This window comes from Hyalangium sp. (assembly GCF_045802625.1).
GTDB lineage: Bacteria > Myxococcota > Myxococcia > Myxococcales > Myxococcaceae > Hyalangium.
This window is the reverse complement of the sequence record NZ_JBJMQP010000044.1, coordinates 1-26828: the sequence shown is the minus strand read 5'-3', so window position 1 is coordinate 26828 and position 26828 is coordinate 1. Positions and strand designations below refer to the sequence as shown.

Here is a 26828-nt window from a genome sequence, read left to right as displayed (position 1 = left end):
TTCATTTTGGGTCTCCCGGCGGCTGCTCTCGCAGCTGCTCTTGAGAAACCCTCGGAAATTGACTGCGAAGCTTCCGCAATCGTCTTCTTCTTGGGCTTGCTATTTGGTTTTCAAAGACCGAGCCGCTGTACCGCTTCGCGACTTTGTGCTACCGTCCCGATTCTCATCGGGTCTCCCCTCAACCGCGGGGGCGATTCTTTTATTCGAGGCCTTCGGGCTTGTCAACTTCGCCCTTCCGCCTTCGTCCTCTTCCGCCGTCCGGGCTCCGTTGAGCCTTTCCCGCTTCCGAGGAGGGGCGCGGCTTCTACCTCTCTGCCGCCCTCCCTGTCAACCGGCTTCGGTGTTTTCTTCAACCCACACCCGCCGCTCCCTCATTTCCCGGCCGTCTTCTGTTCAGCGGCGAACCGCTTCCCTTCTTTCGTCCGGCGGGGCGCGGCTTCTACCACCACCGCGTTTTGTGTCAACCGACTTCGTCGACCTTTCATTCCGCCCCGCCCGATTTCCTCGACACCGTTGTGCGGAGGATGTCGCGCGGAGGGACAGGATCACTACCGCCTCGTCACCGTCCCGTCAAATCCTTCTTGATCAGGAGGTGATCAGCGCCGCCATGTTGGGCATGGCCTCCATGGGTGGTAACCCCCTGAGGCTCCGGAGCTCTTCCTCCGGACATTTTCTTCTGGCGGCTGCCTGCTCTTCGTGCGGCCAGGAGCTACAGGCCTGTCTCCCTCCCCACGGGCAGCGCGGCTTCGGTGGGCCTGGGCTCCGGCTTCCAGCTCGTCCCCAGCAGCCAGTCGCAGAGCGGAAAGGTGATGTTGAAGTTGAAGTGCCCCATCCGCCTCAGGTCGTGGTGCACCGTGTGGTGCCGCCTCAAGCTCGCCATCCCAGGGAGCCGAGCCAGCACGTGCTCGGCTGGCAGGTGGTAGCAGAAGTGGAGCCACTCGTAGCTGAGGAAGTAGCCCATCGCCGTCGCCACGAAGAGCCACCCCACATTCGGTGAGGCGAGCGCGAAGAAGAGCGCTCCCAGGGGAGTCGCGATGGCGCCCAGGAAGAAGAGCAGCAGCACCGGCGGGAAGAGCACCATCCGGAAGTCGTGGCTCGACTCGAAGGCCATCGCCTCGTGCGTGAAGAAGTGGTGGTGCTGCTGCGTGTGCCGCCGGTACACCAGCCCCAACCCCTTCGTCCGGTGGTGCATCGGCCCCCGGTGCCCGAAGTACTCGGCCACGTTCGCCAGCAGGAAGCTTACCGGCACCGTCAGCCACTCCAGCGGGCGGACGCCCGAGAGACGGCTCAGCGCGAAGGTGATGACCGAGAGCGAGCCCAGGCTCGTGAACGCGAAGTGCGCCCAGCCCAGGTAGTGCCTGCCCGGCTCCGCCCGCCGGTATTCGGTCCGGAACTTCGCCACGTGCTCGGAGAGGGGTGCCGCGCTCATGCCCTGAGTGTAGCGCCGGACGCACTTCCCTTCAGCGCCGCACGCTCAGTCCTTCTTCCGCTTCAGGAACTTCTGGTACTTCTTCATCCGCTCCTGGATGAGGCTGCGCTTCAGGCCCGACAGCAGCTCCACGAAGACGTGCCCGTCCAGGTGGTCGATCTCGTGCTGGAGCACGTGCGCCAGCCGCCCCTCCGCCTCCACCTCGTGCCACTGCTGCGCCTTGTCCTGGTAGCGCACCTTCACCTTCTTGTAGCGCGGCGTCTTCTCCCACTCGTCCGGAACCGAGAGGCACCCCTCCTCCAGGGTGATCTGCTCCGAGCGCTCCAGGATCCGCGGGTTGATGATCTCGAAGAACGTCCCATCCTCGCGGCCTACCAACGCCATCCGTAAGGGCTCTCCGAGCTGGTTCGCCGCGATGCCGATGCCCTTGGCCTCCTGCACCGCCGCGAGCATCTCGCTCATCAGCTTCTCCAGAGCCGGTCCAAAGTCGGTGACGGGCTGCGTTGCCGTGGTGAGTACCTTGTGGGGCCAGAGGACGATTTCTCGCGCCATGGCCGCACTTTGCCATGCCCGCGCGCCAGTGCTGAGCACAACCGCACAAGGCCCGTTCGAGGATCCACCACTGCCGCGCTCGGCATGGCCTGGGAGAGTCTGCTAACAACCCCTCCCATGCACCCCAACGCCCAGCTCCTCACCACCTTCTACTCGGCCTTCCAACGCCGGGATGGCGACACCATGGCCACCTGCTACCACCCGGAGGCCGAGTTCTCCGACGAGGTGTTCGTCGGCCTGCGCCATGCCGGCGTCACCTCCATGTGGCGCATGCTCGCCGAGCGCGCCAAGGACTTCTCCCTCGAGTTCCGCGACATCCAGGCCGATGACCGCACCGGCCGCGCCCACTGGGACGCCCGGTACACCTTCGCCGCCACCGGCCGGAAGGTCCTCAACATCATCGACGCCGAGTTCGAGTTCCGCGACGGCAAGATTCTCCGCCACCGCGACCGCTTCAACTTCCACCGCTGGTCCAGCCAGGCCCTGGGCCCCAAGGGGATGCTGCTCGGGTGGACCCCGTTCCTGAGGAACAAGGTGCAAGCCACCGCCCGCGCTGGCCTGGACAAGTGGATGAGCGAGCACGGCGTCACAGGCCCGTGAGTCAACGCGCGGGCAGGGGCGCTGCTCCGGCTTTCAGCGCTCCGATGAGCAACGTGTGCACGTCCAGGGCCGTGCGCCTCGGGTTGCCCGCCTTCGCGAACAGCTCCCGGTAGCCCTGGGCCGTGTACGCCTGGAAGTCCGTCGTCCCCACCCGGTACGTCGCCGCCGGGTCCACCCGCGTGTAGCCCGCCTCCGGGTGCGCCGGATCCTTCAGGATCTCCACCTCCACCGGCTTGCCGTCCTTCACCGTGTAGCGCACCCCGCTGAACTGGCTGAAGCCGTCCAGCCCTCGCCTCGACTCCATCAGCGTCAGCCACTCCAACAGCTGCGCTCCCGTCATCTCCGCCAACGCCACCACGTTCCGGTACGGAATGGCCGCGTAGAAGTCCTCCACCGTCACCTCGCCCGCCGGCAGCCCGCCTCGGAAGCTCGAGGACGTGGAGAAGAAGGCATGCGCCCCCGCCGCCTGCCTCACCGCCTCCGTGGCCCACTGGCCGATGGGGGCCTCGCCCGTGGCGATTCCGTCATCCGGTAATGCTCTCGGCAGCCGCCCCAGCACCTGGAAGCGCTCCGGGTGCTTCTCCTTCAGGCGCTGCTGGAGCTGGGCTACTCGCGCGGCGATCTCTGGATCCTCCGGCAGGCTCGCGTCCAGCTTCACCAGCCCTCCTGTCACCTGCTCGAGCTTCCGCCCTCGGAACCGCAGCCGCACCTCCGAGAGATAGGCCAGGTACTGGTACGGCGACACGGAGTACGTCCGCGTCCCCGGGATGAGCCGCAGCTCGCCTCGATAGTGCGAGTGCGTGCCGAGGATGACGTCGATGCCGGGGACTTCTCGCGCCAGCGCCTCGTCGTCCTCCCGCCCCTCGTGGCCGAAGAGCACCACCGCGTCCACATGCTCGCGCTCGCGCAGCTCCGCGACGATTCGCTTCGCCGCCTCCCGGCCGTCCGCCCAGCGTGTCCCCGCGGGCAGGTTCTCCTGCTTCACCAGCCGCGTAAAGTCCGGCCCCGCCAGCGCGAACAACCCCAGCCGCACCCCGCCCACCTCGCGCACCAGGTACGGGCGCCCCTCCACCTGGAAGTATGGCGTGCCGTCCTCCTTCACCAGGTTCGCGCTCAGCACCGGGTAGGTGATGGACGCCCGGCAGCGCTCGAAGACCTCCGCTCCGTAGTCCATGTCGTGGTTGCCCAGCGCCATCGCGTCCACCCACCCGTTGAACCAGGGCCACTCCACGCACTGGTACTCGTCACTCCAGGTGGGCACGCCCTTGCTCAGCGTGTCGCCTCCCGAGAGCACCAGCGTGTCCCCGCGCCCCTTCGCCTCCTTGAAGTAAGCGATGGCTCGTGCCACCCCGCCCCGCCCCGCTTCCCCCTCCGAGGTGAAGGGCACCGCGTGCGAGTGGTAGTCACTCAGCCCCACGAGCGTCACCGTCCGCGTCGTCTGACAGGCCGTGAGCAGGGCGAAGGACAGCAACAGCAACAAGGCACGAGTCATGGGGCTTCACATGGAGCACAGCCGCCGCTCCGTGGCAACCGCCACCGCTCGGAGCACCGGGCCCCGAGCGGCTTCACCGGCTCGCGGGCCTCCGGCGTGGCAGCGGCTCCAGATCCGGCGGCACCCAGCCCGCCTTCGCCGCCGGCGACTCCAGCGTCTCCTTGCGGTAGTGGCACGCCAGGATTCTCGAGTCCAGCAGCTCCGGGTGCGCCGCGAGGAAGGCATCGAATGAGCTGATCCCCGGCGTCTCGTCGAGCGCCGCCTGCATGTGCTCGGCCCAGGCGCGCGTCATCGTCTCGTGGAACTTCCCCGCCGCTCCGAGCGCCGTGGCGTAGTTGCGCACCAGCGTGCGGATCCGCTCCAGCCCCGCCTCGAAGGCGTGCTCCCTCAGGCACAGCCACCCCAGCCGCAGGTGCCCCCGGTGGCCGAACTTCTCTCCCGGGTAGGTGGTTGCCTCCACCGCCGCCAGGAACTCCGCGTCCGACAGCGCTCCCGTGCTCATGCCGTGCCTTCCTTGGATGTCGGGTGCTTGAGCCCTCGTCCCTACCACGACAGCTGGCCTTTCAGCTTCTTGCGGTACGATGCCGCTCGAACCCGCGAGGAGACCCGACCATGGGCGCCAAGATCGAATCCGACCCCCCCGCCGCTCCCCCCGAGGGCACCCCGGGTGGACCGGTCCTCCATGCGGTGGGCTCGGCCGTGGGCACGACCGTGAACCTGCCGGACAAGCGCCCCCTCAGCGAGCTCGAGCTCCAGGCCGCGCGCAAGGTGTTCGTCTCGTCCCTCGACTACCTGCTCGTCCGCATCGAAAAGATGGGTGCTGTCATCGAGCTCATCAACGGCAGCCGGGCCTACACGGCGGGCAACTCGATCAACCTGCCCAGCAAGGCCTACGTGACTCCCCATCAGTACACCCATATCGTCATCCACGAGCTGGTCCACGTCTGGCAGTACCAGCACGGCGGCTGGGGCTATGTGCCCAATGCCCTGTGGGCGCAGGCCCTGGGCGATGGCTACGACTTCGCCAAGGCGCTGCGCGATGGCAAGCCCTGGACGAAGATGAACCCCGAGCAGCAGGCCCAGATGATCCAGGACGCCTTCCGCGGCGCGTACTTCGACACTCCGATGGCGCTGTTCGGCGTGCTCAACAACAAGGGCTGCGTCGTCCGCACCAACACGAAGCCGCCCGATGGGTTTGTCGACTACACCTCCGCCCTCCAGGACGCTCTGGCCGTCATCCGCAAGGGCTCCTGAGGAGAATCCCATGAACTCCATGCGCAACGAGTACCTGGATCAGGTCCAAGAGCAACAGCAGCGCCTCGAGGTAGACCTCAAGGCCCGGAAGATGAACGTCCCCATGACCAACATGCCGCAGCAGGCGGCGGCACCTCGGCGCAGGGGCGGCTTCGCGCCCACGCCTCCCGAGTCGCCCGGCGGCAATGCCGTGGACGTGCGCATCACCGGCTTCTGGCGGTGGCGCACCGTCATCGTCCCGCCCAATGCCTACGTCATCCACACCCGGCGCGGCCATGACAAGCCGCTGCACCTGGGCCTGGGCGTGTCCTTCCGCTTCAACCCGGCGACGGACTCGTTCCTCGTCGTCCCCGGCGCGATGCAGACCATCCTCATCAACGCGCACTCCATCTGCCGCGAGCTGCAGGGGCTGCTCGTCCAGGGCTACGTGCAGTGGATCATCGAGGACTTCGCCACCGCCTACAAGAAGCTGGACTTCACCGACGCCGAGGACCCCATGCGCGTGGTGAACGTGCAGCTGCGCGAGCAGGCCGAGGCCGCCATCAAGGACAAGGTGGCCACCATGAGCATCGACGCGGTGCTCTCGGACAAGCAGCCCATCATCGAGGAGCTCACCGCCCGCCTGCGCCAGGTGGCCGAGGGCGGCGGCGGCAGCGACAAGGGCCTGGGCCTGCGCATCGTCACCGTGCAGATCAAGGAGGCGGTGGTCAGCTCGGCGCGGCTCTGGGAGAGCCTGCAGAAGCCCTTCCGGGCCGAGCGCGAGCGCGTGGCACGGCTGGCCACGCTGGAGACCGAGGAGGCCATCTCCCGCCGCGAGCTGCAGGTGGAGCAGGAGCGCTCCCGCTCGCGCCTGGAGACCGAGAGCGAGCTGTCCGTGCTGCGCTCGCAGAAGGAGGCGGAGTCCTATGATCGCGAGCAGGCCGAGCGGCTGCGGCGCCAGCACCGCGAGGAGGAGGACGCGCGCAAGCTCGCCGTGGAGCGCCAGCAGTCCACGCTCCAGTACGCCGAGCTGGAGAAGGCGCGGCTCGCGGTGGAGGCGGAGCTGGCGCAGCGCAAGCACGAGGTGGAGGCCGCCCAGCGCAAGCGCGACGCCCAGGCCAGCATCTCCGTGCTGGACACCGAGCGCGAGGCGGCCAATCGCCAGGCCCGCGTGGAGCTGGAGCTGCTCGAGGCCCGCCAGCGCGTCCTCAACGAGCTGAGCCCCGCCAACCTGCAGGCGCGGCTCGTGGAGCTGCTGCCCACCATCGCCGAGAAGCTGCCGCAGCCCCAGGAGCTGCGCTCCATCTCCATCGGCGCGGGCGCGGGCGCCCAGGAGGGCCAGGCGCTGACCACGCTGGTGGCGCAGATGATGGCCTTGGTGAAGGCCCTGCGCCCCGAGCTCGAACCGCCCCCTGCCGTCACCCGCCCGCCGGAGCCTCCTCGCTGACGGGGGGCGTGCGGGGCAGCGAGACGGTGAAGGAGGTGCCCTCGGCCTCCGTCGAGGTCACCTCCACCGTGCCCCCGTGCGCCTGCACCAGCTCGCGGACGATGTAGAGCCCCAGGCCGATGCTCCGATCCGAGCGGTTCGCCCGCCGCTTTCCGCGCCGCAGCGGCTCGAAGATGCGCGGCAGCAGGTCCGCGGCGATGGGCTCGCCCACGTTGCGCACGCACAGGAGCACCCGCTCCTCCTCGCCCCGGGTCTCCACCCGCACTGGCGTCTTCTCCGGGCTGTACTTCAGCGCGTTCACCACGAGGTTGGAGACCACCTGCGCCATCCGGTCCGCGTCCCACTGCCCCCGCCCATCCCCGCTCTGGCTCGCCTGGATGTCGCGCTCGACGTGGGCGGCGCGCGTCTCCTCCAGCACCTGCAGCGTCAGCTCGTGGAAGTCCGCCGGCGCGGGCTTCACCGGGATGCCGCCTCCCATCCGCGCCTGGGTGAAGTCGAGCAGATCCCGGATCAGCCGGTTGGAGCGCTCCGCGCAGGACAGGATGCGGGCCACCGTCTTCGCCTGCCACGGCTCGATGGTGTCCCGCTGCAACATCATCGACGCGCCGGCGATGATGGCGTTCAGCGGGCCGCGCAGATCATGGCTGACGATGCCCACCAGCTGCTGCTCGAACTCCACCCGCCGCCGCGCCTCGCTCAGCAGCCGCTGCCGCTCCTCCTCGGAGCGCTTCTGCTCGGTGATGTCCTGCAACGCCCCAGCCATGCGCACGGCCCGGCCTTCGGCATCGCGGACCATGTAGCCCCGGTCCACCACGAAGGCGTACGCCCCATCTCCCCGCTGGAAGCGGTACTCGTCCTGCCAGCGCTCCGTCCGCGACTCCAGCGCCCGCTGGAGCCCTTCCAGGACTCGCGGGCGATCCTCCGGGTGGATGCGCCTCCTCCATCTCTCCGGGTCGCCGTTGAGCTCGGCTCGCGGGCAGCCGAACACCTGCTCGACCGCGTCGCTCCATTGGATCCGCCCCGTCTCCAGATCCAGATCCCACACGACATCACTGGTGGCCCGCATCACCAGCTGGTAGCGCTCCTCGGATCTGCGCAGCGCCTCCTCCGTCTCGCGGCGCCGCAGCTCGGTCTCGACTTCCCGCAGGGCGCGCCTCACGCTCGGTCCCAGGCGCTCCAGCCGATCCTTGAGGATGTAGTCCGTGGCGCCCTGCTTGAGCAGCTCGATGGCGCGCTCCTCTCCCAGCGCGCCGGAGATGAAGAGGACGGGCGTGTCCGGCAGCAGCCGCCGCGAGGCGTTCAAGGCGCTCAGGCCGTCGAAGCCGGGGATGGTGTAGTCGGAGAGGATGAGATCGTAGCTGCCCCGCGCGAGCGCCTGCAGAAAGTCCTCGCGGCTGCCCACGCGCTCCAGGTGGAAGATCAGCCCCGATTCCTCGAGCTGCAGGCGCACCAGCCGTGCATCCAGCTCGTTGTCCTCCAGCAGGAGGATGACGAGGGACCGCTCGGCGGGCGTGGACTCGAACTCTGGCGCGGCACTCTGCATGGCGCTACCTCCGAGCGGGCTGAACGATAGACCCCGGGGGGGGCTGATTGACCACCGCCCAGAACAGCCCCAGCTCCTTCAGCGCCGAGACGAAGTCCGGGAAGGCCACCGGTTTGACCACATAGGCGTTCACACCCAGTCCATAGCTGCGGGTCAGATCCCGCTCCTCGCGGGAGGAGGTGAGCATCACGATGGGAACTTTCCGCAGCTCCGGATCGCCCTTCACCTGGGCGAGCACCTCGATGCCGTCCACCTTGGGCAGCTTCAGGTCCAGCAGCACCACGGCCGGGTTGCCGTCCGTGCGCTCCAAGTACGCGCCCTGGCGCCGCAAGAAGTCGAGCGCCTGCTGGCCATCGCGCACCACCACGACTTCATTGGCGAGGTTGATCTCCTCGAGCGCCGCCAAGGAGAGGGCCACGTCGTTGGCGCTGTCTTCCACCAGGAGGATTCTCTTGAGCTCATTCACGGCGGTGGTCGTCTTTCGTTTCAAGTCGTGCGCGAGGCAGGGAGAAATGGAACGTGGCGCCCTGCCCCAAAGCGCCCTCCGCCCAGGTCCTCCCGCCGTGACGGGAGATGATGCGCCGCACATTCGCGAGCCCGATGCCGGTGCCCTCGAACTCGTCATGGGTGTGCAGCCGCTGGAAGACTCCGAAGAGCTTGTCCACGTACTGCATCTCGAAGCCCACGCCGTTGTCGCGGACCCAGACCTCCACATCGTTGTCCACCGGGTGGGCGCCGACTTCGATGACGGCGTGCGGCCGGGGCCGGGTGTACTTCAGCGCGTTGCCCAGGAGGTTGCGCGCCACCTGGCGCAGCAGCGCCGGATCCGCCTCCACCTGAGGCAGCTCGCCGATGCGCCACTCGACGTGGCGCCCGCTCGCGTCGGAGGCCAGCTCGCGGCGCACCTCCTCCATCAGCGCCCGCAGGTCCACCGGCCGCTTGCGCAGCTCCGCCCGGCTCATCCGCGAGAACGAGAGCAGATCGTCGATGAGCGTGCCCCCCTGCTGCGCGGCGCTGATGATGGTGTCCAGGTAGCCGCGCGAGGCGTCATCCAGCTTCGGGCCCACCTTGCGCGCCAGCAGCTGGGCGAAGCCGGTGATGTGGCGCAGCGGGGCCCGCAAGTCATGAGAGACCGAGTAGCTGAAGGACTCCAGCTCGTGGTTGGCCTCCTGGAGCTGCGCGGTGCGCTCGCGGACGCGGCGCTCGAGCTCGGAGTTGAGCTGGTTCAGGTCCTCGGCGAGGCTCTCCGCCTTGCGGCGGGCGAGCACCTGCTCGGTGACTTCGACGGAGAAGGTGAGCACCCCCGAGATGCGGCCGCGGTCGTCCCGCACCGGCTGGTAGAAGATGTTGAAGAAACCCTCCACCAGCTCGCCCGTGCCGTGGCGGTCCCACTTCATGGAGATCTCGGTGCCATCGAACGGCTCGCCCGTCTCCAGCACGTGCCGCAGGCGCTCCAGCACCTGCGGCTGGGCGGCGAGCTCGGGGACGACCTCGCGCAGCGGCTTGCCCAGCGTCACGGGCCTGCCGATGATCGTCTCGTAGAGCGGGTTGGCGAACTCGTAGACGAGCTCGGCGCCGCGCAGGATGGTGATGGCCGCCGGAGCCTGGATCAGCAGGTGGTGCAGCCGCTCGCGGTGGGCGTTCTCCAGGGCCTCGCGCTCCCTGGCGCGCAGCAGCTCCTCATGGCGCCGCAGGGACTCGCGGGCGCGGTAGAGGTCCACGAACACCGCCACCTTGGCGCGCAGCACCTCGGGCACCAGGGGCTTGCGCAGGTAGTCCACCGCGCCGTGGGCGTAGCCCTCCAGCCGCTCGCGGTCATCGCTGTTGGCCGCCGTCATCAGCAGCACGGGCGTGTGCCGGGTGCGCTCGCGGTCTCGCAGCATGGCCGTGACTTCGATGCCGCTCATGTCGCCCAGCCGCACGTCCAAGAGGATGACGGCGAAGTCCTCCTGGAGCGTGCACCGCAGCGCCTCGTGGCCCGAGGCGGCTCGCACAAGGCGATAGCCAAACGGCGCCAGCAACGCCTCCAGGGCGATGAGGTTGGACGGCAGATCGTCGACGAGGAGGATGCTCGCCTGGGGGGGCGTGTCGAGCACCCCTGAGTCCTAGTCTGTTCGAGGAAGCCTTGCCGGATGTCACGGATGAGCAGCGCGCGGGACTGACGGGAAGGCAACATTCCCAGCGGGATTGAGGCCAGCCCCCGCACTCACCGTGAATCAGAGCTCCACGAACTGCCAGTTGCATGTCTCCACGGCCAGGTCGACGAAGGCCCGGACCTTGGCGGAGAGCAGCCGCGTGGTCGGATAGACGAGCTGGATGGGCAAGGGCGGCGGCTCGAACTTCGAGAGGAGGACCTTGAGCCGCCCCGCCCGTACGGACTCGGCGACTTGATACGCGAGCAGCATCGTCAGGCCCCGGCCGAGCTCCGCGTGACCGAGCGCCGCATCGGCGCTGTTCGTGACGAACGTGGGAGTGAACGAGACATGGCTCCGCTCGCCGTCCTGCTGCGAGAAGCGCCACTCGGGCGTGGGCGTGAGCCCGGTGAACTGGATCACCTCGTGCGATGCGATGTCGCCGGGCGACTGGGGCTTCTTGCGCCGCGCGAGGTACTCCGGGGAAGCGACGACGACGCGCCGAGTCTCTCCCACCTTGCGGGCGAAGAGGCTCGAGTCGGCGAGCACCCCGATCCGGACCGCCGTATCGACTCCCTCTTCGATCAGGTTCACCCTGCGGTCCGAGAGGATCAGCTCACCGACGACAGCCGGGTAGCGCGCCAGGAACGCGCTCATCAGGGGAGCGACGTTGAGCCGGCCAAAGAGGTCCGGCGCCGTGACCACGAAGCGGCCTGTCGGCAGGGTTCGCTCTTCCTGGGCCTCGCCCTCGGCCTCTTCGACGTCCGCCAGGATGCGCCGGGCGCGTTCCAGGTAGCGGGCCCCCGCATCGGTCAGCGTCACCGAGCGCGTCGTGCGCTGGAGCAGGCGGATCGACAGCCGCTCCTCGAGCGCGGCGACGAGCCGGGTGACGGCCGAGGGTGACAGCCCCAGGCGGCGCGCGGCTTGAGAGAAGCCACGAAGGTCGGCGACCGCCACGAAGGCGGCCATGGCATCGAGACGGTCCATTCCATTATTGCAAGGACTGAAACAGTGAAGTGTCAAGGCGACAGATTGTTGCGGCGCTTGGAAAGCGACATGTTGTTGGGGCGGCGAGCGAGAGGCTCTGCCGACCACCCTGAAAGGAAGATCCCCATGTCGCGCATCTCCACTCCGGCCTCCATCGAGACGTCCCCCGCTCCGGCGCAGCCCCTGCTCGAGGCGGTCAAGAAGCAGCTCGGCGTCGTGCCCAACCTGTTCCGCGTCGTCGCGAACAGCCCGGCCGCCCTCGAGGGGTATCTCGGGCTCAATGGCGCGCTCGGAAAGGGCCAGCTCGATGCTCGCACCCGCGAGCGCATCGCCATGGCCGTCGCGGAGATCAATGGCTGCGACTACTGCCTGTCCGCGCACACCTACCTGGGCAAGAACCTGGCCAAGCTGGATGACGCCGAGCTGGCGGCGAACCGCGAGGGGGGCTCGATGGATGCCATGGCCGCCGCCGCCGTGCGCTTCGCCGCCAAGGTCACTCGCGAGCGCGGCCACGTCACCGACGCGGACGTGCAGGCGGTCAAGGCCGCGGGTTACAACGATGCGCAGGTGATCGAGATCGTCCTGCACGTGGCGCTCAACACGCTGACCAACTACGTCAACGAGGTGGCGAAGACCGCGATCGACTTCCCGGTCGTCACGCACCGGGCGAAGTGAGTCCCCGCGCCGCTCCTACCCGGGCAGGTCCATCCGGTAGCCCACGCCTCGCACGGAGCGGATCTCGAAGCGCGAGCCGGAAGTCCACTCGAGCTTCTTGCGCAGGTTGGACACGAAGTTGTCCACGGTGTGGGCGTCCACGACGACGTCCTCTCCCCACACGGCGGAGAGGATCTGATCCCTCGTGAGCGCCTTGCCCGCGTTGCGCAGCAGGTAGACGAGCAGCTCAAACTCGGTGCGCGTCAGCTCCACGGCCTGGCCGCCCGCGTCCAGGAGCCTCCGGGAGTCCAGGTCCACCCGGAAGCGATCGAACGCGAGCACCTCGGCCGGGGGCGCGGCCGTGGCTCCCCGGCGGGCGAGCACGCGGATGCGCGCCAGCAGCTCGCGCAGGCGGTAGGGCTTGGCCAGGTAGTCGTCCGCGCCCACGTCGAAGCCGCGCACCACGTCGTCCTCCAGCGTGCGCGCGGTGAGCATCAGCACCCGGCTGGAGGTGCCTGTCTGCCGCATCTCCCGGCAGAGCGAGTACCCGTCCCCATCCGGGAGCATGATGTCGAGCACCACCACGTCGAAGGGAGTGGCCCTCCACTGCGCGCGGGCCTCGGCCAGGGTGCTCGCGGCCTGCACGGCGTAGCCCTCCTCCTCCAGGTTGTCGACGAGGGTGAGGCGGAGGTTCGGATCGTCCTCGACGACGAGGATGCGAGCGCCAGCAGCGGGTGGGTTCATGCGGGTGGGAAGGTGAGTTCGAACGTGGTGCCCTCGGGGCCCGAGGCGGCGACACGGAGGGTGCCGCCGTGCAGCGACATGATTCTTCGACAAATGGCCAGCCCCAGGCCACTGCCTCCGCGCGCCGGCAGCCCTTCCTGCCGCAGCCGGCGGAACTCCTCGAAGACGGCCTCCCAGCTCTCCCGGGGGATGCCCACCCCGTTGTCGCTGAAGCGCACCCGTGTGGCGCTGTCCTTGTGCGCCTCGACTCGCAGCTCCACCGGCGAGCGCGTCGTGTAGCGGCACGCGTTGTGGACCAGGTTGGAGAAGAGCATCCGCAGCAGCTCGGCGTCTCCGGGGACAGAGAGGCCAGCGAGGCCCTCCGCCTTCAGCTCCACGCGCACGGCATTCTGGGCGGCGGCGTCCTCCACGACTCGCTGGAGCAAGGGCTCCAGCGGCACCTGCTCGCGACGGGATTCCCAGCGGCCCTTCTCCAGCCGGTTGTACGTGAGGATGTTCTCCACCAGCCGGCCCAGTGAGTCTGCCTCGGCGATGATGCGGGAGGGGTAGTTACCCGCTCCCGGCTGTCCGCCGACGCGCCGCTCCAGCGTCTCCGCCATGACGCGGATGGCGGACAGCGGCGTGCGCAGCTCGTGGGACACGGTGGAGACGAACTCCGAGCGCAGCGCCACGAAGCGGGCCTTGCGCTCATGCGCCAGCACCGCCAGCCCGATGATGGCGAGCGCCAGCGCTCCGCTGAACCCGAGCAGCAACGCCTTGAGGCGATACCCCGATTCCAGCTCCGAGACCGCCGCCACCATGCGCGGAGACTCCAGCGCGACGGTCAGGGTGGAGAGGGGCGCCGGGGTGTCCGTGCGTGACAGCGCCAGGCGGTCGTCTTCATCCAGCAGGCCGCGCTCGCGCATCTCCGCGCGCACGGACTCGATCACCGCGGTGGCGCCGACCCGTACTCCACGCGCTCCGTCCTTCCCCGAGGGCTCGATGTACCAGCCTTCGGGCCGGAGCTGCGGCTCCATCAGCGGGAGCGTGAGGGAGATACGGGCTCCGGGCTCCGCCGCCGCGCGCTGGTTGAAGTCCACGTAGTCCACGTGGGTCAGCTCCGAGAGGTGGGCGATGCGCTCGCGGAGGAACGCGAAGTCGGAGCGGCCAAACGCATCCCGGCGCTCGAGGAGCACCCGCTGGAGCCCCTCCACCCGAGCCCCGCTCACGCCCTGCAGCCCGTCTCTCAGCAGCGAGCGCATCAGCGTGGGATCCGGTTGCCCCCCGGACTGGAAGCGCTCCAGGAGCCACACCGCCGCAGCCGTGTCCTTGGCCACGGGCAGGACGAAGCGCGCTCGGTGGGCCAGCCACTCGCGCAGCGTGCGCTCCATGGCCGGGCGATCGGAGGACTTCAGCGCGGCCAGGAAGCGGTCCATGAGCACCAGCCGCTCCACCCAGGGCTCGTCGGGATCCTCCTTCGCGGCCACCGCCTTCGGCCCTTGGGCCTCCAGCGCCTCGTGGATCAGCTGGGCGGGTGTCGCGTCATCACCCCGTGGCGCCGAGCTCCGCGGCAGGAGCTGACGCCCCGCACGGAAGAGGAGCACATCCGAGTCCGGCACCAACGGATCCACCGCGGCCTGCTGGAGCTGTGGCTCGGCCTCTTCCATGGCTCGCCGCAGCGAGTCCGTCAGCGCCCGCCGCGCGTAGAGCTCCAGGGCATGACGCCGGTCCTCCAAGGCTCGCCGGCCCTGCTCGCGCTCGCGCACGAAGATGCCGTGCAGGGCCACCAGGCCCGCGGCGAGCACCGCGAGCCCGAGGCCGATCCCCACGAGCATGGGAAGGAGTCGGCGCCACATCGGCTAGCGCACCCCCGGCAGCGGGAGATTCACCCGCGCCGCAAGGGTCGAGAACAACAAAGCGCCTTCATCCGAGACCATCCCAGGATTGTAGGAGAAGTGACGAGGCACGAGCTTCTTCTCATGGTGCATGGGGTGTGATGGCCCGTCCTTCAAGAATGGAGCTATCCCGAGCATGAAGTCTCTCGGTTTCGACGCGACCTGGCGCGCCATAGGGATGCTGTGCGCTGGGTGCTAGATTCGCAGAGATGCTTCGTCGGCACATTTTGGGGTGGTTCCTGGTGCTGTGCGTCGTGGGCCCGCAGTGTGCCCACGGATCAGTGCCAGCCATCACGGCCTCTCAGGTGCAAGGCATCATGGACTCGGCACGAGCGAAGGTGCTGGCGCATCTGGCGCGCGGAGAACTGGCCGAAGCCATTCAGGCCTACGAGGTTGCTACGGGGCTCAAGGCACCGTTGTGGCTCACCGGCCTCAAGGCTGCCTTCGACACGAGCAAGCAGGTGCCAGGCGCGTGCCAGGACGTGGCGCGAAGCATCTACTCCGCGTTTGCGCAGCTCGGCGGCAAGCCCGAGTACGTCGAACTCACAACCCAGGTCTCCAACAAGCGGGTCTATGTTGACCTCGTTTTTCGACTGGTGAATGGCAAGGACGCACGCCTCGCGGAGACGGGGCTCCACATCCTGGTCCGCATGAATGATCGAGCCTACGACGCCTTTACCGGTGCCTCGGGGCTCCCCTGGGCCGAATACATGAGTCGGCTCGGTGCGCGAGCACCCATCATCGAGAAGGTCATTGAGTCGCCATGAGCCAGGGACAGCGCTCTCCAGCAGCCAAGGCTCCGCCCACTCTTGTTGAAGTGCTCCTCCAGATCCGGAACGACATGCGGACACGCCAGTCACCACCCTATCTGTACCTGGGCGCCCCGAATGCGGGCCGGGTCAGGTGTTTTACGCAGGGGTACAGTTGGTGTGCGCGTCATCTCGGCCTGGATGAAGGACAGGACCAACTGTTTGACTTGTGGCTGCATGACGTGAAGAAGGCGTGGCCCGCTGAAGGTTGGGCGGCGGCCTACCTGCGGGAGTTCGACGGCGACCACACCCGCGCGGTCCGCAAGTACCTCGACTCCGCGGCCGAGTTCCGCAGCCTGTCACCCGCGGAACTCGCGGCCATGCCCTTGCGCGGCGACGAGAGAAGCCTCCTGGGCAAACCGCCGTCATTTCAACCCACCCAACCTCCCATTCCCCTCCTGGATGAGTTGCTGGAAATCCGCCGCGTGGACCGCATCCTCATGTACATCGGCGAGGCACGCGTGGAGCGCATGGCCGGGTACATTGATGGCTACCGGCTGTGCCTCTCGCTGGCGGGCCTGAAGGACCTGGAATACCCGCGCTTCGAGCAGTGGCTCCAGGACACGGGCCGTGTCCCTTCGGGGCACACCTGGGAGGATGCCTTCCTCCAGGAAGCCCACGGAGATCACGAGGCCGCCATCCACCGGCTCCTCGACTGCGCTGCTGAGTTCCGTGCTCTCCCCTCGGCTTCCTGACCCTGGTGATTTCACGCCCTACGGAACCGGAGTCACTCACCGCCGCTTACGGGTGCTGTCCTCAGCGCACCACCGGCACGTGATCGAAGTCCATGTTCGCCACTGGCGCCGTCTTCTCGAACTTGTCCCCGCGCGTGTCGTACTCCCGCGCCCGCTGGATGAGCTGGCGCAGCTCGGCCACCTGCTCGCGCGTCCGCAGCCGCTCCGGGAGCTGCCCCCACAGCTTCAGCAGGTCCTCGTAGCTCACCGTCCGCGCCCAGTACGAGCCGCGCAGCTTCTCCGCGAACAGCGCCACCACCAGCGACAGCTGCGTCGGCCCCGACGCCGCCTCCAGGCTCTGGCGGACCATGGCCGTCGGCAGCGCCTTGGCCACCTCCTGCGAGGTGCCCGACTCCAGCGTGGTGCTCGGATCCTTGTACCGGATGCGCAGCGTGGCGAACGCGGGCGAGGAGAGCGCCCGGGCCTCCCGGAACTTCACCTCGTACAGCGCCGTGACCGTGTGCCCCGCGCCGATGTCTCCCGCGTCCACCTTGTCGTTGGCGAAGTCCTCCTTGTTCAGCAGGCGGTTCTCGAAGCCGATCAGCCGGTAGCGCGACACCACCGACTTGTCGAACTCGAGCTGCACCTTCACGTCCCGGGCAATGAGCTGAAGCGTGCCCGTGAGCTGCTCGACGAAGAGCCGCCGCGCATCCTCCAGCCGGTCCACGTACGCGTACTGTCCATCCCCCACCTGCGCCAGCCGCTCCATCAGCACGTCGTTGTAGTTGCCCATGCCGAAGCCCACCGTGGTGAGCCGCACCCCGCGCCGCGCGTACTGCTTGATGGACTCGAAGATGCTGTCCGCATCCGTGATCCCGTTGTTCGCCACCCCGTCCGAGCACAGGATGATGCGGCTGATGGAGCCCTCCCGCGCCTGGCTCGCGGCAATGGCGTACGCCACCTCCAGCCCCGCCTGCACGTTGGTGGAGCCCTCCGGCTGCAGCGCGTCGATGGCTGACAGGATGCGCGAGCGATCCGTGGCGCGCGTGGGCTCGAGCACCGTGCGCGCGTTGTCCCCGTACACCACGATGGCCAGCGTGTCGCGAGCGTCCAGTTGCTCCACCAGCAGCGCCAGCGAGCGCTTCACCATCCCCAGCCGGTTCCCCATCCCCATCGAGCCGGACACGTCGATGGCGAAGACCAGGTTCGTGGGCAGGCGCTGGGCCGCGCTCACCTCGCGGCCTTTGAGGCCCACGTGCAGCACGTGATAGCCGCGGCGGTTGGGGGAGGGGAACGCCTCCACCTGCACGCCGAACGGCGCGGCGCCCGGATCCGGGTAGTCGTACTGAAAGGCGTTGATGAACTCCTCCACGCGGATGGCGTCCTCCTCGGGCAGGTGCCCGCGCGACAGGTACGAGCGCGCCAGCGTGTACGAGGCGCTGTCCACGTCCACCGAGAAGGTGGAGACGTTCTCCTCCTCCGTGTCGATGGTGGGGTTCACCCCGTAGTTCTTGAAGTACATGTCCGCGAACGGCTTGCCGTTCACCACCGCCAGCCGCGAGAACTCCTCAGGCGTGGCCTCGGGCGCGGGCTGCGGGCTGTACTCGAGGCCACTATCAGGCACCCGGGCCATCGGCTGGTAGCTCCTCATGCAGCCCGCCCCCAGGGCCACCACGAACGCCACCGAGAGTGAGGCCAGCGCGAGCTTCTTCATCGTCATCGTCTTCATGGTGTCCTCTCGCGCTCAGATGCCCGTGGCGGAGACCGTGACCGGAACCTGGGGCGCCGAGGGCTCCTCCGTGGCGGGAGTCCGCTCCGCCGGTGCCGGACGGGAGGATACCACCGCGGTCGTGGACTTCCGCGCGGGGGCCGGGCGCGCCGCCACGAGCCGGCGGATCTTCGCCACCACCTGATCCGCCAGCTTCTGCGTGGCGCCCTCCAGCATCTGCTTCTTCATCCACTGCGTCTTCAAGTCGTTGTGCCAGAGGTTCACCTGCTCCTGGGCGTGGACGCGCTCGTTCACCGTGAACAGCAGCGTGCCCGTCTTCACGTCGAACAGCGTCGCCTCCAGCACCCCGGCGCTCTCCAGCGTGTGGCCCGGCAGGAACAGCGCGCCCACGACGGTGAGGTACCCCCACGCCACCGGGTTCGCGTACGAGGCATCCACGAACCGGTGCCGGTAGATGAGCAGGTAGTCGCAGCGGTAGCGCGCCGCCAGCTCTCGCAGGCCCGAGATGCCTCGGTCCACCGGGAAGTCCGTGGACACCTCGCTGGACAGCTCGAACTCACCCGAGGTGTCCAGCGCGTCCGCCAGCGCCGCCGTCACGGCCGGCAGCGGCACATCCATGTCCAGCGCGTACGAGCCCTGCACCGGGACGATGCCCACGCGCGCCTTCTCCTCCAGGAACACCGGAGCCGCCAGCACCTCCCGGAGCCCCTCCTCCGTGATGCTGCCAGCGTTGTCCCGCGAGAAGCGGTTCTCGGTGAGGATGGGAGGCTGCGCGGGCGGCGAGGCCTCCTCGGTAGCCAACGCCATGGGCGGCAGCTCCGCGGCCAGCGGCTGGCGGGCCGTGGCGCACCCCGTCCCGGCCAGCAGGGCGAGCAGCGCCATAGAGAGGAGGGCGTTCGAGGCCTTGGGGGCGGGAGCGACAGACTTCAGGGTGGGAAGGGAAGTGTGCGACATGATTCCTCCGGGCTTCCGGCCAGGGCTGACCGGGACGCACGGAAAGGTCGCACCGACGGCCTCGGGAAGCCTCCAGGCCGCCTCATCTCTTCCTCATGGTTTGCTCATGCGGGCTCGCCGCCGGGGCCCAGCCTCAGCGTCGGGCTTCCTCCTACGCGCGAGCCACCGAGCCTGAAGCCGGCAGGGCCTCGGGGCTCGTGGGCTGGGAGGCCTCCGCGAGCGCCTCGATGCGCAAGAGCAGCTCTTCGATGTGTCCCCGCTCCACACGCGTGGCGGAGGGATTGCCCAGGTCCGAGAAGCGCAACAGCGTGAGCTGAGCGGCCAGGTCCTCCACCAGCCCGATGCTGTGCTCCAGCTCGGCGGTGGCGTGCTCGTGCAGCCGGGCCAGCCGCTCCTTCACGCTCGCGGGCGCGACGGCCAGGGCCGCCTCCATCTCCTCCAGCCGCCGCTGCTGGGCCCGCAGCCGCGCGATGAAGCGATCCAGGAGCTGGTGCTCCCGGCCTTGCTCGGTGGCCCACGCGCGCTCCACCGCCGCCTGCCGCCAGCACTCCTCCAGCCGGCCCGCGACCTCATCCAGCCTTCGGGCCCGCTCGCTGCGGCCCTCCTTCACCTCGCCGCCGGGGCCCGCCCCCGGAGTCAGCACGAGCGGCAGGACGAAGGGCCACAGCACGATCGCCAGCACGGCCTGGCCCGCCCGTGCCTGGAAGGCTCCCCCCGCCCGTCGCACGAGGACGAGCACCCCCGACACCACTCCCAGGACCACATACGCCTCGAGAATCCAGAGCGCCGTCATGACCGCCTCCTCAGCCCAGCGCGTTGAAGGCCCAGAAGCCCAGGGCCAGGGTGAACGCCAACATCATCCAGGAGATGCGCGCGAGGATGCCCACGCGGAAGGCGTCCTCCGCGCTGAGCTTCGCGGCGGCCTCTCCCAGCGCCTTGCCCGTCACAGTCTCCGCCATGTGGCTCAGCAGCCGGTGGATGCGCGCGCCCGCCGCCGCTCCGGCCAGCAGGAAGGACGAGGTGAGCATCAGCGGTCCAGCCCACTCTGGGTTCAGCCGCGTCAGCAGATAGAGCGGCGAGGCGAGCCCGGCCAGCAGCAGCGAGCCCGTCGCCGTCGCCGCCAGCAGCGCGGCCACCAGCCTCGCCAGCGGAACCCGCGCCGCCAGCAGGATGCTCGTGGCGTAGATGGGGCCCAGCGACGCCGCGAGCGACATCAGCACGTTCAGCGACGTCAGCGCCGCCGAGCCCCACCACCCCTCCCGGCCCCGAGCGACGCTGGCCGCCGCGGCGAAGAAGCTGGTGCACCCGGCGATGATGCCGGCCGAGCCCAGCACCAGGGACTGCAGCCGCGAAGGATCCAACAGCCGCTCGGTCACGGCGGTGGGGTCCCTCAGCAGATCCACCAGCAGGGGCTGCCGGCTGGCGGCGGGAGTGGCGGCCTCGGCCTCGTGCAGCGGGGTGCGGTCCTCCGAGGACCAGGGAACGAACGGAGAGAGCGGTTCAGACAGAGCCTGCATGGGAGTCACCAGAGCCAGGTGTGGATGTTGAGCAGCGCCGTGTTGATGCGCAGGACGAAGACGGCGCCGAGGAAGAAGATGAAGGCCCGAGCCAGCCAGCGCGCGCCCTTCGAGGAGTCGAGCGAGACGATGACCCGCGCGGGCAAGGCCGCCACGGTGGCCAGCGCGAGCCCGGGCACGAGCAGCAGCGGCATGGGCACCTCCGCTCGTGACTTGACGGCCACCACGGCGATGAAGCCCATGAGCGGCAGGACACAGGCGGCCACCACTCCGGCGGCCAGCAGCCCGAGCGCCGTGGCGGCCAGGAAGGCTCGCGGAGAGATGTGCAGCCGCAAGTAGACGGCGAACACGGTGGTGCCCGGGACGACGACGAGCAGGGCCTCGAAGACGGCGCGGAGGACATCGAGCCGAGGCACCAGCCGGAACCCCGTCAGCGAGATGCAGCCCGCCAGCGCCGAGGCCGCCGCCACCAGGAAGATGCCGAGCACCGCCGGCGCCAGCGTGGCCGACAGCGGGCGCCGCGCCAGCTCCAGCGCCGAGCGCGCGGGCCTGTCCAGCAGCCGCAAGAGAGTGTCAATCAGGTGCGGGCGGTCCACCGCCACACCCAGAGATGCAGAGCCCATGGGGTCTCCTTCGATGGCGCATCAGCGCGCCGCTCGCCGGTAGAGCAATCACCGTGCCCGGGGCTGCCCGCGCCCTTTGCCTGCGAGCTCGCACCCATCACCCGCTCCCGCATGGGTGACGCGGAGCCGAGGTATGTAACGCGTTACCCACCTGCCCTGGGCGTTACCGGCATGTCGGCTGGCTGGGGTGAGCGGGAACGGGCAGGCCCGCTGTGCGCCTGCATGTCACAGCGCGGATTCCTCACACTCCTTCTGGGTGCCCGCTCCAGTGTCGGTGCGGGCATTGCCCCGGAGCCCCCATGGACACCCAGACCATCATCCGCGCGTGGAAAGACCCCGAGTTCCGAGCCCTGCTCTCCCCCGAGCAGCGCTCCACACTCCCGGAGAACCCGTCCGGCAAGTCAATCACCGAGCTGGACGACTCGGAGCTCGATGACGCTGTCGGCGGGCTGCTCGTCCAGACGCGGTTCTACTGCGTCGAGAGCATGGGCATCTGCCCCACCACCACCGTCCTCTCCCGCAACCTCTGCGTCACCACCCCCGTGTGCTTCCGCGTCCCGCCTCCCCCCTAGCCGATGTGTAGCTCTTCTCGAATCTCGTGCTCGTGGATCTTGTTGAAGAGGGTCTTGTAGCTCACCCCCAAGAGCCTCGCGGCCACTGTCTTCTGTCCCCCCGCCGCCCTCAGCGCGGCGATGACCGCGGCCCGCTCGGCTCTCGCCACCGCCTCCCGGAGCGTTGGGGTGGCGGCGGTGGGGATGGCTCCTTCCTCCGGCGCGGCCGGAGTGGCTGTCTTGGGCAGAGGCAGTGCCCGAAGTGACTCCACGTCGAACCGGCCGAGCACCACCGCGCGCTCGACGAAGTTCTCCAGCTCTCGCACGTTGCCGGGCCAGGGGTACTCCGTCGCGCGACGCAGCGTCTCCGCGTCCGGCCGGGGGGCTCGCTGGCCCTTGCGGGCCGCGTGCTTCTCCAGGAAGTGCTCGATGAGCCCGGGGATGTCCCCCGCCCGCTCTCGCAGCGGCGGCAGCCGGACGGGGATGACCGCGAGCCGGTAGAGCAGATCCGCCCGGAACTGCCCGCTCGCCGCCATCGCGTCGAGATCCCGGTGCGTGGCGGAGATGACGCGGATGTCCACCCGCACCGCCTCGCGTCCGCCAATGCGGGTGATCTCCCGCTCCTGGAGCACTCGCAGCAGCCGCGCCTGGGCCTCCAGCGACATGTCTCCAATCTCGTCCAGGAAGAGCGTGCCGCCCTCCGCTGTCTCGATCAGCCCCTTGCGCCTCGCGTGCGCTCCGGTGAAGGCGCCGCGCTCGAAGCCGAACAGCTCGGACTCCAGCAGCGAGGACGGCAGCGCCGCGCAGTTCACCGAGACGAACGGCCCATCCATCCGAGGCGAGGCCGCGTGGATGGCGCGGGCCACCAGCTCCTTGCCCGTACCAGACTCTCCGCGCACCAGCACCGTGGCCTCCGAGGCGGCCACTCGGGGCAGCAGCGCCGCCACGTCCTTCAGGCCACCGGAGGCGCCAATGAGGGCTCCTCCCGTGGCCTTCCGCTCCTCCAACCTGGGCGCCGCCAGCTCCAGCTCCTCCCAGCGCCGCCCCGCCTCCACCGCGGCTCCCACCGCCGAGATGAGCCGCTCGTTGGTGAACGGCTTCACCAGGAAGTCCGTCGCGCCCGCGCGCAGCGCCTGCACGGCTCGCTCCACCGTGCCGAACGCCGTGACCACGATGACCGGCGTGCGCAGCCCCTGGCCTCTCAGCTTGTCCAGCAGCACCAGCCCGTCCCCATCCCCCAGCTTCACATCCAGCACCAGCAGGTCCGGCGCGTGCCGAGCCAGATACGCCTCCGCCGCCGCCACCGACTCCAGCGGCACCACCCGCATCCCCCGCGCACTCAGCACGTCCAGGTAGAGCTCGCGCAGGTTGCGCTCGTCCTCGACGACCGCCACCTCCGGCCCGCTCGCCTCGCTGCCCTCCACCGTCATCGCGACTCCTCCCGCGCCCCGGGGCTCTGCTCGGGCGGCACGGGCAGCACCACCCGGGCCACCGCGCCCACCTTGTCCTCCCGAGGCACCAGGCTGAGCCGGCCTCCCGCCGCCTCGATGGCCGAGCGCGAGATGGCCAGCCCCAACCCCGTCCCTCCCGTCTTCGTCGTGTAGAAGGGCCGGAAGAGCTGCTCTCGGTCCACCTCGCCGAGCCCCTTCCCCTCATCGCGCACCTCGATCACCACGCTCGCCTCCTCGCTCCGAGCCACCACCTCGATGCGGCCACCGGGACGCTCGCGCATCGCGTCGGCGGCGTTCTTGAGCAGGTTGAGCAGCACGCCTCGCAGCTCGTCCTCGTCTCCCACCACCTTCAGCGCCGGATCCAGCTTCGAGACGATGGGCGGAATGTCCACCTCTCCCTCCGCCACCGCCACCGCCTCCAGGGCCACGCGTGACACGTCCAGCGGCCGCCCGTCCTGCCGTCCCTTCGGAGCCCGCCCCAGGCTCAGCAGCTCCGCCACCTTCGCGTCGATGCGATCGCTCTCCTCGCGGATGATGCGCACCGCCTTGTCGAACCGCGCCCGCTGCTCGGCGGAGACGTGGGCCTGAGAGTCCCCGAGCAGCTCCGCATAGCCGCGCAGGGCCGCCAGGGGGTTCTTGATCTCATGCGCCACGGAGGCCGCCAGTTCTCCCGCGATGGCGAGCCGCTCGGCGCGCTCCAGGCGGCTGCGCAGCGCGGCGGCCTCGGAGCGGGAGGCCGACAGCAGGCCCGTCATCCGCGCCTGCTTGGGGAACAGGAGGAACTCCAGCCCCCGGCTGATCTGATCTCCCAGCCCCACGAAGAGCAGCGAGGCCAGCAGCGCCACCCCCACCGTCACGGCCACCTGCCCCAGATCCACCGGGTAGCCCAGCGCCCGCAGCACCGCCACGACGACGAACGCCGCCACGATGGCCAGCAGCGCGTGCGCCACCGCCCGAGCCGTCGGCGGGTGCACCTCCACCCGCTCGTGGAGGATGTAGCTGAGCGCCATCGTCTCCACGGCGAGGATGACGCACAGCAGCAGCACGGAGCTGGAGTCCCCGCCGTATGCGGCCTCCACGCCCTCGCGGAGCACGAAGACGGACAGCGCGGCGATGACGACCGCCACCAGGTGCTTGGAGAGCCGCCGCAGGGCCGCGTTCTCGCGCCGGCAGAGCACCAGGCGAGCCCCGCCGATGAAGGCCACTCCGCCGATGGCCAGCAACTGGGGCAGCAGCGCGCCGAGCTGAAGGTTCGCCCTCACCGACACGAAGATCGCGAGCCCCGAGAGCCCCACCCCGCCGAGCCCGAGGATCCACAGCAGGAAGCGGCGCTCCCGGGACGGCCCGAGATCCCACAGGGCATCCACGACGAAGCCCGAGACCGACAGCAGCGCCGACCAGGACGCGGTGGCGCGCAAGGGCTCGCGGGTGCTCAGGTCCAGCAGGAGCAGGAACCACGAGAGCGCGAACAGCGTCACCCCCAGGGGCCCCAGGGCGAACAGGCGCTTGCGCCCATCGCTCCAGCCGGAGGCGAGCACGTAGCCGCCCAGCAGCGCGTTGAACAGCGCCACCAGGAGCGCGACCACCGACGAGGCGAGGAAGAACGACGACATTCAAGGTCCCCGGCGGCGACGCACCACCACCCACGAACGCCCCTTCAGGCTAGCGCCTCTGGCGCTCCCGCCCAAGACACCCGCACGCGCCCCGCAGGTCCGCTAGGCTGTGGCCCATGAGCCTCTCGCGCCTCGTGCTGTGTCTCACCCTGCTGGGCTCGAGCCTGGGGTTTGCCCAGACTCCCGAGGAATGGACCCCCTACGCCCCGCCCGCGAACGAGGGCACGACACCGCCCCCGCTCGTTCCGGCAAACCCTCCGTCCGAGCCGCCCCCACCCTCCGAGGCGCCCCCACCCTCCACACCACCCGCGCCGCCGCCTCCCCGGGGCGAGAGCATCCGCCACCCTGTCTCCGGAACCACCGAGGCCGGCCAGACCGCGCTGCGGCTGGTCGTCGATCCCTGGGCGGGGTCGATCACGGGCATGATGGGGCTCGTCATCGGTGTCGTCCCCAGCGCGATCATCGGGCTCCCCTTCTGCCTGGGCACGCAGGGGACCGAGCGGCCCGCGTGCGCCATCGCCGTCAGCACGGGCCTCGGGCTGTCGTACACAGCGGGGGTCGCGCTGGGCATCTACTTCGTGGGTGGAGTGATGGACGGCCGAGGCGAGGGCCTGCCCACGTTCCTCGGAGCCCTGGCGGGCGCGACGGTGGGCGCGGGCATTGGCGTCTCCACGCAGGACACACCCGCCCTGTTCCTCGGTCTCGCCGTGGGTCCGCTCCTGGGAGCGGTGCTCGGTTACGAGTTCTCCCATGCCAATGCCGCGCCCCCGGACAAACCCGCGCTTCAGAGCCGCTCGGGCTTCCGGGTCATGCCGATGGCAAGCGCTACGCCCCGAGGCGGCTTCCTCGGGGGACTCTGCGGACAGTTCTGAGCTCCCCACCCTCCCGAGCCGCCGGAAGGAAGATGGCGGTTGATGAGGGGCTCGGGTCCAAGGAGTATCCCGGGCCATGAGCGCTCCCCGCTTCCTCGGACTTCGGACGACCATCTACCCGGTGACGGATCTGGCGAAGGCCAGGGCCTGGTACAGCGAAGTGCTCGGAGTCAGGCCGTACTTCGATGAGCCCTTCTACGTGGGCTTCAACGTGGGCGGCTTCGAGCTGGGCCTGGATCCGGACACGTCGGCCCAGGCTCCGGGCGCGGCGGGCGGCGTGGCCTACTGGGGCGTGGCGAACGCGGATCAGGCCTGGGCCCAACTGATGAAGCAGGGCGCCGCGCCGCTCAGCCCGGTGCGAGAGGTGGGCGGCGGCATCCGCGTGGCCACCGTGAAGGACCCGTTCGGCAACGTGCTGGGCATCATCGAGAACCCGCACTTCCCCAACACCGCGGGCTGATTTGGCTATGGACGTGAGGTCCGGCAGGTTGTTGGTATAAATTCGACTGAGAGTTCTCAGGAGGCTGGACAGAATGACAAGCGCCGTGGAGAAGTTTTTGCGAGTATTGGAAGAGGACAAAGGGGGGGCTAGTGGCAATTATGCTTTAATGGAAGCACTAGGGTGGGAAGCAGACAAGTATTGGAAAGTCCGAGATCAACTGGTTGATGGAGGCCAAATTGCCCTCGGCAAAGGGAAAGGTGGCAGTGTTCGCACTGTCAATCGCAAACGAGCTACTCTCAAAAAAAGGGACCTCCCTTCAGGCGGAGCACTCCGAGAGGAAGATTTGTATCCCCACATTGAGAGGGTACTTAATGATGGATGGGCACGACATGAGCGCTTGACTGATTACGTTGTTGAAGTCACCGCGAAGCAGGGAAGCCGTCGGACTGGAGGTACATGGACGCGCCCTGATGTTGTTGTTGTGAGCAAAAAGCGATTTGCGTATGTCCCCGCTGAGCTTTTTGATGTTTGGACTTTCGAGATAAAGCTGATCGCAGGCATCGACATAACAGGCGTCTTCGAAGCTGCCGCTCATTCGAAAAGAGCCACGCGATCGTATGCGATGTTTGAGGTCCCAAAAGATCCGGACGAACTAAGCCAGGGAAGGTAATTCCGTTCAGGGGGTAGTCCGGAGCGCCAAGGGACCTATCCTTCCCGAGCGACGCAACCTTCGGAGGAGGCGGATAGCGTCTGGATAGAACGCTTCACGCTCCTCGGTCAGCATCCGGCTGAAGTAGGCCACCTTGAGGTGGCTCCAGAAATTCTCAATCCAGTTGAGGGTCTCGGAGGTGTAGTGCGGCAGCCGGAAGGGCCGCACGTAGGGGCTGGCCGCCTCAAGGGCAGTCC

The 26828-nt window shown here is 68.9% G+C and carries 27 protein-coding genes and 1 pseudogene; 10 read left to right on the top strand and 18 right to left on the bottom strand.

Going from position 1 to position 26828, the window contains the following annotated elements; translation table 11 throughout:
• Positions 1–709: 709 nt before the first annotated feature.
• Complete coding sequence (locus tag ACJ8AT_RS08605; RefSeq protein WP_407737159.1) at positions 710–1429, bottom strand: sterol desaturase family protein; 720 nt, start codon at positions 1427–1429, stop codon at positions 710–712.
• 45 nt (positions 1430–1474) lie between these two features.
• Positions 1475–1981 carry a peptide deformylase gene (def, locus tag ACJ8AT_RS08600; RefSeq protein WP_407737158.1) on the bottom strand — a complete coding sequence of 169 codons (507 nt, stop codon included), beginning with the start codon at positions 1979–1981 and terminating at the stop codon, positions 1475–1477.
• 117 nt (positions 1982–2098) lie between these two features.
• Between def and ACJ8AT_RS08595 the strand changes: the two genes are divergently transcribed.
• Entirely contained in the window at positions 2099–2581 is a 483-nt protein-coding gene (locus ACJ8AT_RS08595) for a nuclear transport factor 2 family protein (protein WP_407737157.1), read from the top strand.
• A gap of 1 nt (position 2582) precedes the next feature.
• On the opposite strand, the gene ACJ8AT_RS08590 is transcribed toward ACJ8AT_RS08595, so the two are convergent.
• Positions 2583–4073 (bottom strand): bifunctional metallophosphatase/5'-nucleotidase, encoded by a 1491-nt coding sequence (locus ACJ8AT_RS08590; protein ID WP_407737156.1) that lies wholly within the window; start codon positions 4071–4073, stop codon positions 2583–2585.
• A gap of 73 nt (positions 4074–4146) precedes the next feature.
• Entirely contained in the window at positions 4147–4575 is a 429-nt protein-coding gene (locus ACJ8AT_RS08585; protein ID WP_407737155.1) for a hypothetical protein, read from the bottom strand.
• Positions 4576–4685: 110 nt separating this feature from the next.
• On the opposite strand from ACJ8AT_RS08585, the gene ACJ8AT_RS08580 reads away from it, so the two are divergent.
• Both ACJ8AT_RS08580 and ACJ8AT_RS08575 read left to right on the top strand, forming a co-directional pair.
• Positions 4686–5327 carry a hypothetical protein gene (locus ACJ8AT_RS08580; RefSeq protein ID WP_407737154.1) on the top strand — a complete coding sequence of 214 codons (642 nt, stop codon included), beginning with the start codon at positions 4686–4688 and terminating at the stop codon, positions 5325–5327.
• 10 nt (positions 5328–5337) lie between these two features.
• Positions 5338–6753 (top strand): SPFH domain-containing protein, encoded by a 1416-nt coding sequence (locus ACJ8AT_RS08575; RefSeq protein ID WP_407737153.1) that lies wholly within the window; start codon positions 5338–5340, stop codon positions 6751–6753.
• Here the strand turns inward: ACJ8AT_RS08575 and ACJ8AT_RS08570 are convergent.
• The 4 genes from ACJ8AT_RS08570 to ACJ8AT_RS08555 form a co-directional block, all read right to left on the bottom strand.
• A complete protein-coding gene (locus ACJ8AT_RS08570) occupies positions 6725–8296 on the bottom strand; it encodes an ATP-binding protein (RefSeq protein WP_407737152.1) in 1572 nt (523 codons plus the stop codon). The two genes, ACJ8AT_RS08575 and ACJ8AT_RS08570, sit on opposite strands and share 29 nt — an antisense overlap.
• Before the next feature lie 4 nt (positions 8297–8300).
• Positions 8301–8786, bottom strand: a complete 486-nt coding sequence (locus ACJ8AT_RS08565) for a response regulator (RefSeq protein WP_407737151.1) — start codon at positions 8784–8786, stop codon at positions 8301–8303.
• Positions 8755–10392, bottom strand: a complete 1638-nt coding sequence (locus ACJ8AT_RS08560; RefSeq protein WP_407737150.1) for a sensor histidine kinase — start codon at positions 10390–10392, stop codon at positions 8755–8757. The genes ACJ8AT_RS08565 and ACJ8AT_RS08560 overlap by 32 nt, the downstream gene beginning before the upstream one ends.
• Positions 10393–10512: 120 nt before the next feature.
• Positions 10513–11415 (bottom strand): LysR family transcriptional regulator, encoded by a 903-nt coding sequence (locus ACJ8AT_RS08555; RefSeq protein ID WP_407737149.1) that lies wholly within the window; start codon positions 11413–11415, stop codon positions 10513–10515.
• 126 nt (positions 11416–11541) lie between these two features.
• Here ACJ8AT_RS08555 and ACJ8AT_RS08550 point away from each other — a divergent pair, with 126 nt between their 5' ends.
• Complete coding sequence (locus ACJ8AT_RS08550; RefSeq protein ID WP_407737148.1) at positions 11542–12090, top strand: carboxymuconolactone decarboxylase family protein; 549 nt, start codon at positions 11542–11544, stop codon at positions 12088–12090.
• Between the two features lie 15 nt (positions 12091–12105).
• Here the strand turns inward: ACJ8AT_RS08550 and ACJ8AT_RS08545 are convergent, their stop codons facing one another.
• Both ACJ8AT_RS08545 and ACJ8AT_RS08540 read right to left on the bottom strand, forming a co-directional pair.
• Complete coding sequence (locus ACJ8AT_RS08545; RefSeq protein ID WP_407737147.1) at positions 12106–12813, bottom strand: response regulator transcription factor; 708 nt, start codon at positions 12811–12813, stop codon at positions 12106–12108.
• Positions 12810–14627 carry a sensor histidine kinase gene (locus ACJ8AT_RS08540; protein WP_407737146.1) on the bottom strand — a complete coding sequence of 606 codons (1818 nt, stop codon included), beginning with the start codon at positions 14625–14627 and terminating at the stop codon, positions 12810–12812. The genes ACJ8AT_RS08545 and ACJ8AT_RS08540 overlap by 4 nt, the downstream gene beginning before the upstream one ends.
• A 377-nt stretch (positions 14628–15004) precedes the next feature.
• Here ACJ8AT_RS08540 and ACJ8AT_RS08535 point away from each other — a divergent pair, with 377 nt between their 5' ends.
• On the top strand, positions 15005–15454 hold the full coding sequence (locus tag ACJ8AT_RS08535) for a hypothetical protein (protein WP_407737145.1): 450 nt from the start codon (positions 15005–15007) through the stop codon (positions 15452–15454).
• A gap of 224 nt (positions 15455–15678) precedes the next feature.
• Positions 15679–16191 carry a hypothetical protein gene (locus tag ACJ8AT_RS08530; protein WP_407737144.1) on the top strand — a complete coding sequence of 171 codons (513 nt, stop codon included), beginning with the start codon at positions 15679–15681 and terminating at the stop codon, positions 16189–16191.
• 61 nt (positions 16192–16252) lie between these two features.
• Here ACJ8AT_RS08530 and ACJ8AT_RS08525 read toward each other — a convergent pair whose 3' ends face one another.
• From ACJ8AT_RS08525 to ACJ8AT_RS08505, 5 genes are all read right to left on the bottom strand, one after another.
• The gene (locus ACJ8AT_RS08525; protein ID WP_407737143.1) at positions 16253–17899 is read right to left on the bottom strand and encodes a vWA domain-containing protein; all 1647 of its coding nucleotides are present in this window, start codon (positions 17897–17899) and stop codon (positions 16253–16255) included.
• 15 nt (positions 17900–17914) lie between these two features.
• The gene (locus ACJ8AT_RS08520; protein WP_407737142.1) at positions 17915–18853 is read right to left on the bottom strand and encodes a hypothetical protein; all 939 of its coding nucleotides are present in this window, start codon (positions 18851–18853) and stop codon (positions 17915–17917) included.
• Between the two features lie 151 nt (positions 18854–19004).
• Complete coding sequence (locus ACJ8AT_RS08515) at positions 19005–19646, bottom strand: hypothetical protein (protein WP_407737141.1); 642 nt, start codon at positions 19644–19646, stop codon at positions 19005–19007.
• Between the two features lie 10 nt (positions 19647–19656).
• Positions 19657–20370, bottom strand: coding sequence for a hypothetical protein (locus ACJ8AT_RS08510; protein ID WP_407737140.1), 714 nt, complete (start codon positions 20368–20370; stop codon positions 19657–19659).
• 5 nt (positions 20371–20375) lie between these two features.
• Positions 20376–20993 (bottom strand): hypothetical protein, encoded by a 618-nt coding sequence (locus ACJ8AT_RS08505; protein WP_407737139.1) that lies wholly within the window; start codon positions 20991–20993, stop codon positions 20376–20378.
• Positions 20994–21292: 299 nt separating this feature from the next.
• On the opposite strand from ACJ8AT_RS08505, the gene ACJ8AT_RS08500 reads away from it, so the two are divergent.
• Complete coding sequence (locus ACJ8AT_RS08500) at positions 21293–21565, top strand: mersacidin/lichenicidin family type 2 lantibiotic (protein ID WP_407737138.1); 273 nt, start codon at positions 21293–21295, stop codon at positions 21563–21565.
• Here the strand turns inward: ACJ8AT_RS08500 and ACJ8AT_RS08495 are convergent.
• Together ACJ8AT_RS08495 and ACJ8AT_RS08490 are read right to left on the bottom strand one after the other, a co-directional pair.
• A complete protein-coding gene (locus tag ACJ8AT_RS08495) occupies positions 21562–22974 on the bottom strand; it encodes a sigma-54-dependent transcriptional regulator (RefSeq protein ID WP_407737137.1) in 1413 nt (470 codons plus the stop codon). The genes ACJ8AT_RS08500 and ACJ8AT_RS08495 overlap by 4 nt on opposite strands.
• Entirely contained in the window at positions 22971–24608 is a 1638-nt protein-coding gene (locus tag ACJ8AT_RS08490; protein WP_407737136.1) for a sensor histidine kinase, read from the bottom strand. Before ACJ8AT_RS08490 ends, ACJ8AT_RS08495 begins: the two co-directional genes overlap by 4 nt.
• Before the next feature lie 116 nt (positions 24609–24724).
• Here ACJ8AT_RS08490 and ACJ8AT_RS08485 point away from each other — a divergent pair, with 116 nt between their 5' ends.
• The 3 genes from ACJ8AT_RS08485 to ACJ8AT_RS08475 all read left to right on the top strand — a co-directional run bounded on the left by ACJ8AT_RS08485 (position 24725) and on the right by ACJ8AT_RS08475 (position 26592).
• On the top strand, positions 24725–25480 hold the full coding sequence (locus ACJ8AT_RS08485; RefSeq protein WP_407737135.1) for a hypothetical protein: 756 nt from the start codon (positions 24725–24727) through the stop codon (positions 25478–25480).
• A gap of 76 nt (positions 25481–25556) precedes the next feature.
• On the top strand, positions 25557–25940 hold the full coding sequence (locus tag ACJ8AT_RS08480; protein ID WP_407737134.1) for a VOC family protein: 384 nt from the start codon (positions 25557–25559) through the stop codon (positions 25938–25940).
• Between the two features lie 73 nt (positions 25941–26013).
• The gene (locus ACJ8AT_RS08475; protein WP_407737133.1) at positions 26014–26592 is read left to right on the top strand and encodes a hypothetical protein; all 579 of its coding nucleotides are present in this window, start codon (positions 26014–26016) and stop codon (positions 26590–26592) included.
• A 6-nt stretch (positions 26593–26598) separates the two neighbouring features.
• On the opposite strand, the pseudogene ACJ8AT_RS08470 reads toward ACJ8AT_RS08475, so the two are convergent.
• A pseudogene (locus ACJ8AT_RS08470) lies at positions 26599–26828 on the bottom strand (hypothetical protein); the annotation flags it as partial.

Coding starts and splice junctions, on each gene's coding strand:
- ACJ8AT_RS08580 (WP_407737154.1), top strand. CDS start 4,686: ATGGGCGCCAAGATCGAATCCGACCCCCCCGCCGCTCCCCCCGAGGGC.
- def (WP_407737158.1), bottom strand. CDS start 1,981: ATGGCGCGAGAAATCGTCCTCTGGCCCCACAAGGTACTCACCACGGCA.
- ACJ8AT_RS08510 (WP_407737140.1), bottom strand. CDS start 20,370: ATGCAGGCTCTGTCTGAACCGCTCTCTCCGTTCGTTCCCTGGTCCTCG.
- ACJ8AT_RS08605 (WP_407737159.1), bottom strand. CDS start 1,429: ATGAGCGCGGCACCCCTCTCCGAGCACGTGGCGAAGTTCCGGACCGAA.
- ACJ8AT_RS08515 (WP_407737141.1), bottom strand. CDS start 19,646: ATGACGGCGCTCTGGATTCTCGAGGCGTATGTGGTCCTGGGAGTGGTG.
- ACJ8AT_RS08475 (WP_407737133.1), top strand. CDS start 26,014: ATGACAAGCGCCGTGGAGAAGTTTTTGCGAGTATTGGAAGAGGACAAA.
- ACJ8AT_RS08505 (WP_407737139.1), bottom strand. CDS start 20,993: ATGGGCTCTGCATCTCTGGGTGTGGCGGTGGACCGCCCGCACCTGATT.
- ACJ8AT_RS08520 (WP_407737142.1), bottom strand. CDS start 18,853: ATGTCGCACACTTCCCTTCCCACCCTGAAGTCTGTCGCTCCCGCCCCC.
- ACJ8AT_RS08500 (WP_407737138.1), top strand. CDS start 21,293: ATGGACACCCAGACCATCATCCGCGCGTGGAAAGACCCCGAGTTCCGA.
- ACJ8AT_RS08585 (WP_407737155.1), bottom strand. CDS start 4,575: ATGAGCACGGGAGCGCTGTCGGACGCGGAGTTCCTGGCGGCGGTGGAG.
- ACJ8AT_RS08545 (WP_407737147.1), bottom strand. CDS start 12,813: ATGAACCCACCCGCTGCTGGCGCTCGCATCCTCGTCGTCGAGGACGAT.
- ACJ8AT_RS08555 (WP_407737149.1), bottom strand. CDS start 11,415: ATGGACCGTCTCGATGCCATGGCCGCCTTCGTGGCGGTCGCCGACCTT.
- ACJ8AT_RS08550 (WP_407737148.1), top strand. CDS start 11,542: ATGTCGCGCATCTCCACTCCGGCCTCCATCGAGACGTCCCCCGCTCCG.
- ACJ8AT_RS08490 (WP_407737136.1), bottom strand. CDS start 24,608: ATGTCGTCGTTCTTCCTCGCCTCGTCGGTGGTCGCGCTCCTGGTGGCG.
- ACJ8AT_RS08540 (WP_407737146.1), bottom strand. CDS start 14,627: ATGCTCGTGGGGATCGGCCTCGGGCTCGCGGTGCTCGCCGCGGGCCTG.
- ACJ8AT_RS08575 (WP_407737153.1), top strand. CDS start 5,338: ATGAACTCCATGCGCAACGAGTACCTGGATCAGGTCCAAGAGCAACAG.
- ACJ8AT_RS08480 (WP_407737134.1), top strand. CDS start 25,557: ATGAGCGCTCCCCGCTTCCTCGGACTTCGGACGACCATCTACCCGGTG.
- ACJ8AT_RS08495 (WP_407737137.1), bottom strand. CDS start 22,974: ATGACGGTGGAGGGCAGCGAGGCGAGCGGGCCGGAGGTGGCGGTCGTC.
- ACJ8AT_RS08570 (WP_407737152.1), bottom strand. CDS start 8,296: ATGCAGAGTGCCGCGCCAGAGTTCGAGTCCACGCCCGCCGAGCGGTCC.
- ACJ8AT_RS08485 (WP_407737135.1), top strand. CDS start 24,725: ATGAGCCTCTCGCGCCTCGTGCTGTGTCTCACCCTGCTGGGCTCGAGC.
- ACJ8AT_RS08535 (WP_407737145.1), top strand. CDS start 15,005: ATGGACTCGGCACGAGCGAAGGTGCTGGCGCATCTGGCGCGCGGAGAA.
- ACJ8AT_RS08595 (WP_407737157.1), top strand. CDS start 2,099: ATGCACCCCAACGCCCAGCTCCTCACCACCTTCTACTCGGCCTTCCAA.
- ACJ8AT_RS08590 (WP_407737156.1), bottom strand. CDS start 4,073: ATGACTCGTGCCTTGTTGCTGTTGCTGTCCTTCGCCCTGCTCACGGCC.
- ACJ8AT_RS08525 (WP_407737143.1), bottom strand. CDS start 17,899: ATGAAGACGATGACGATGAAGAAGCTCGCGCTGGCCTCACTCTCGGTG.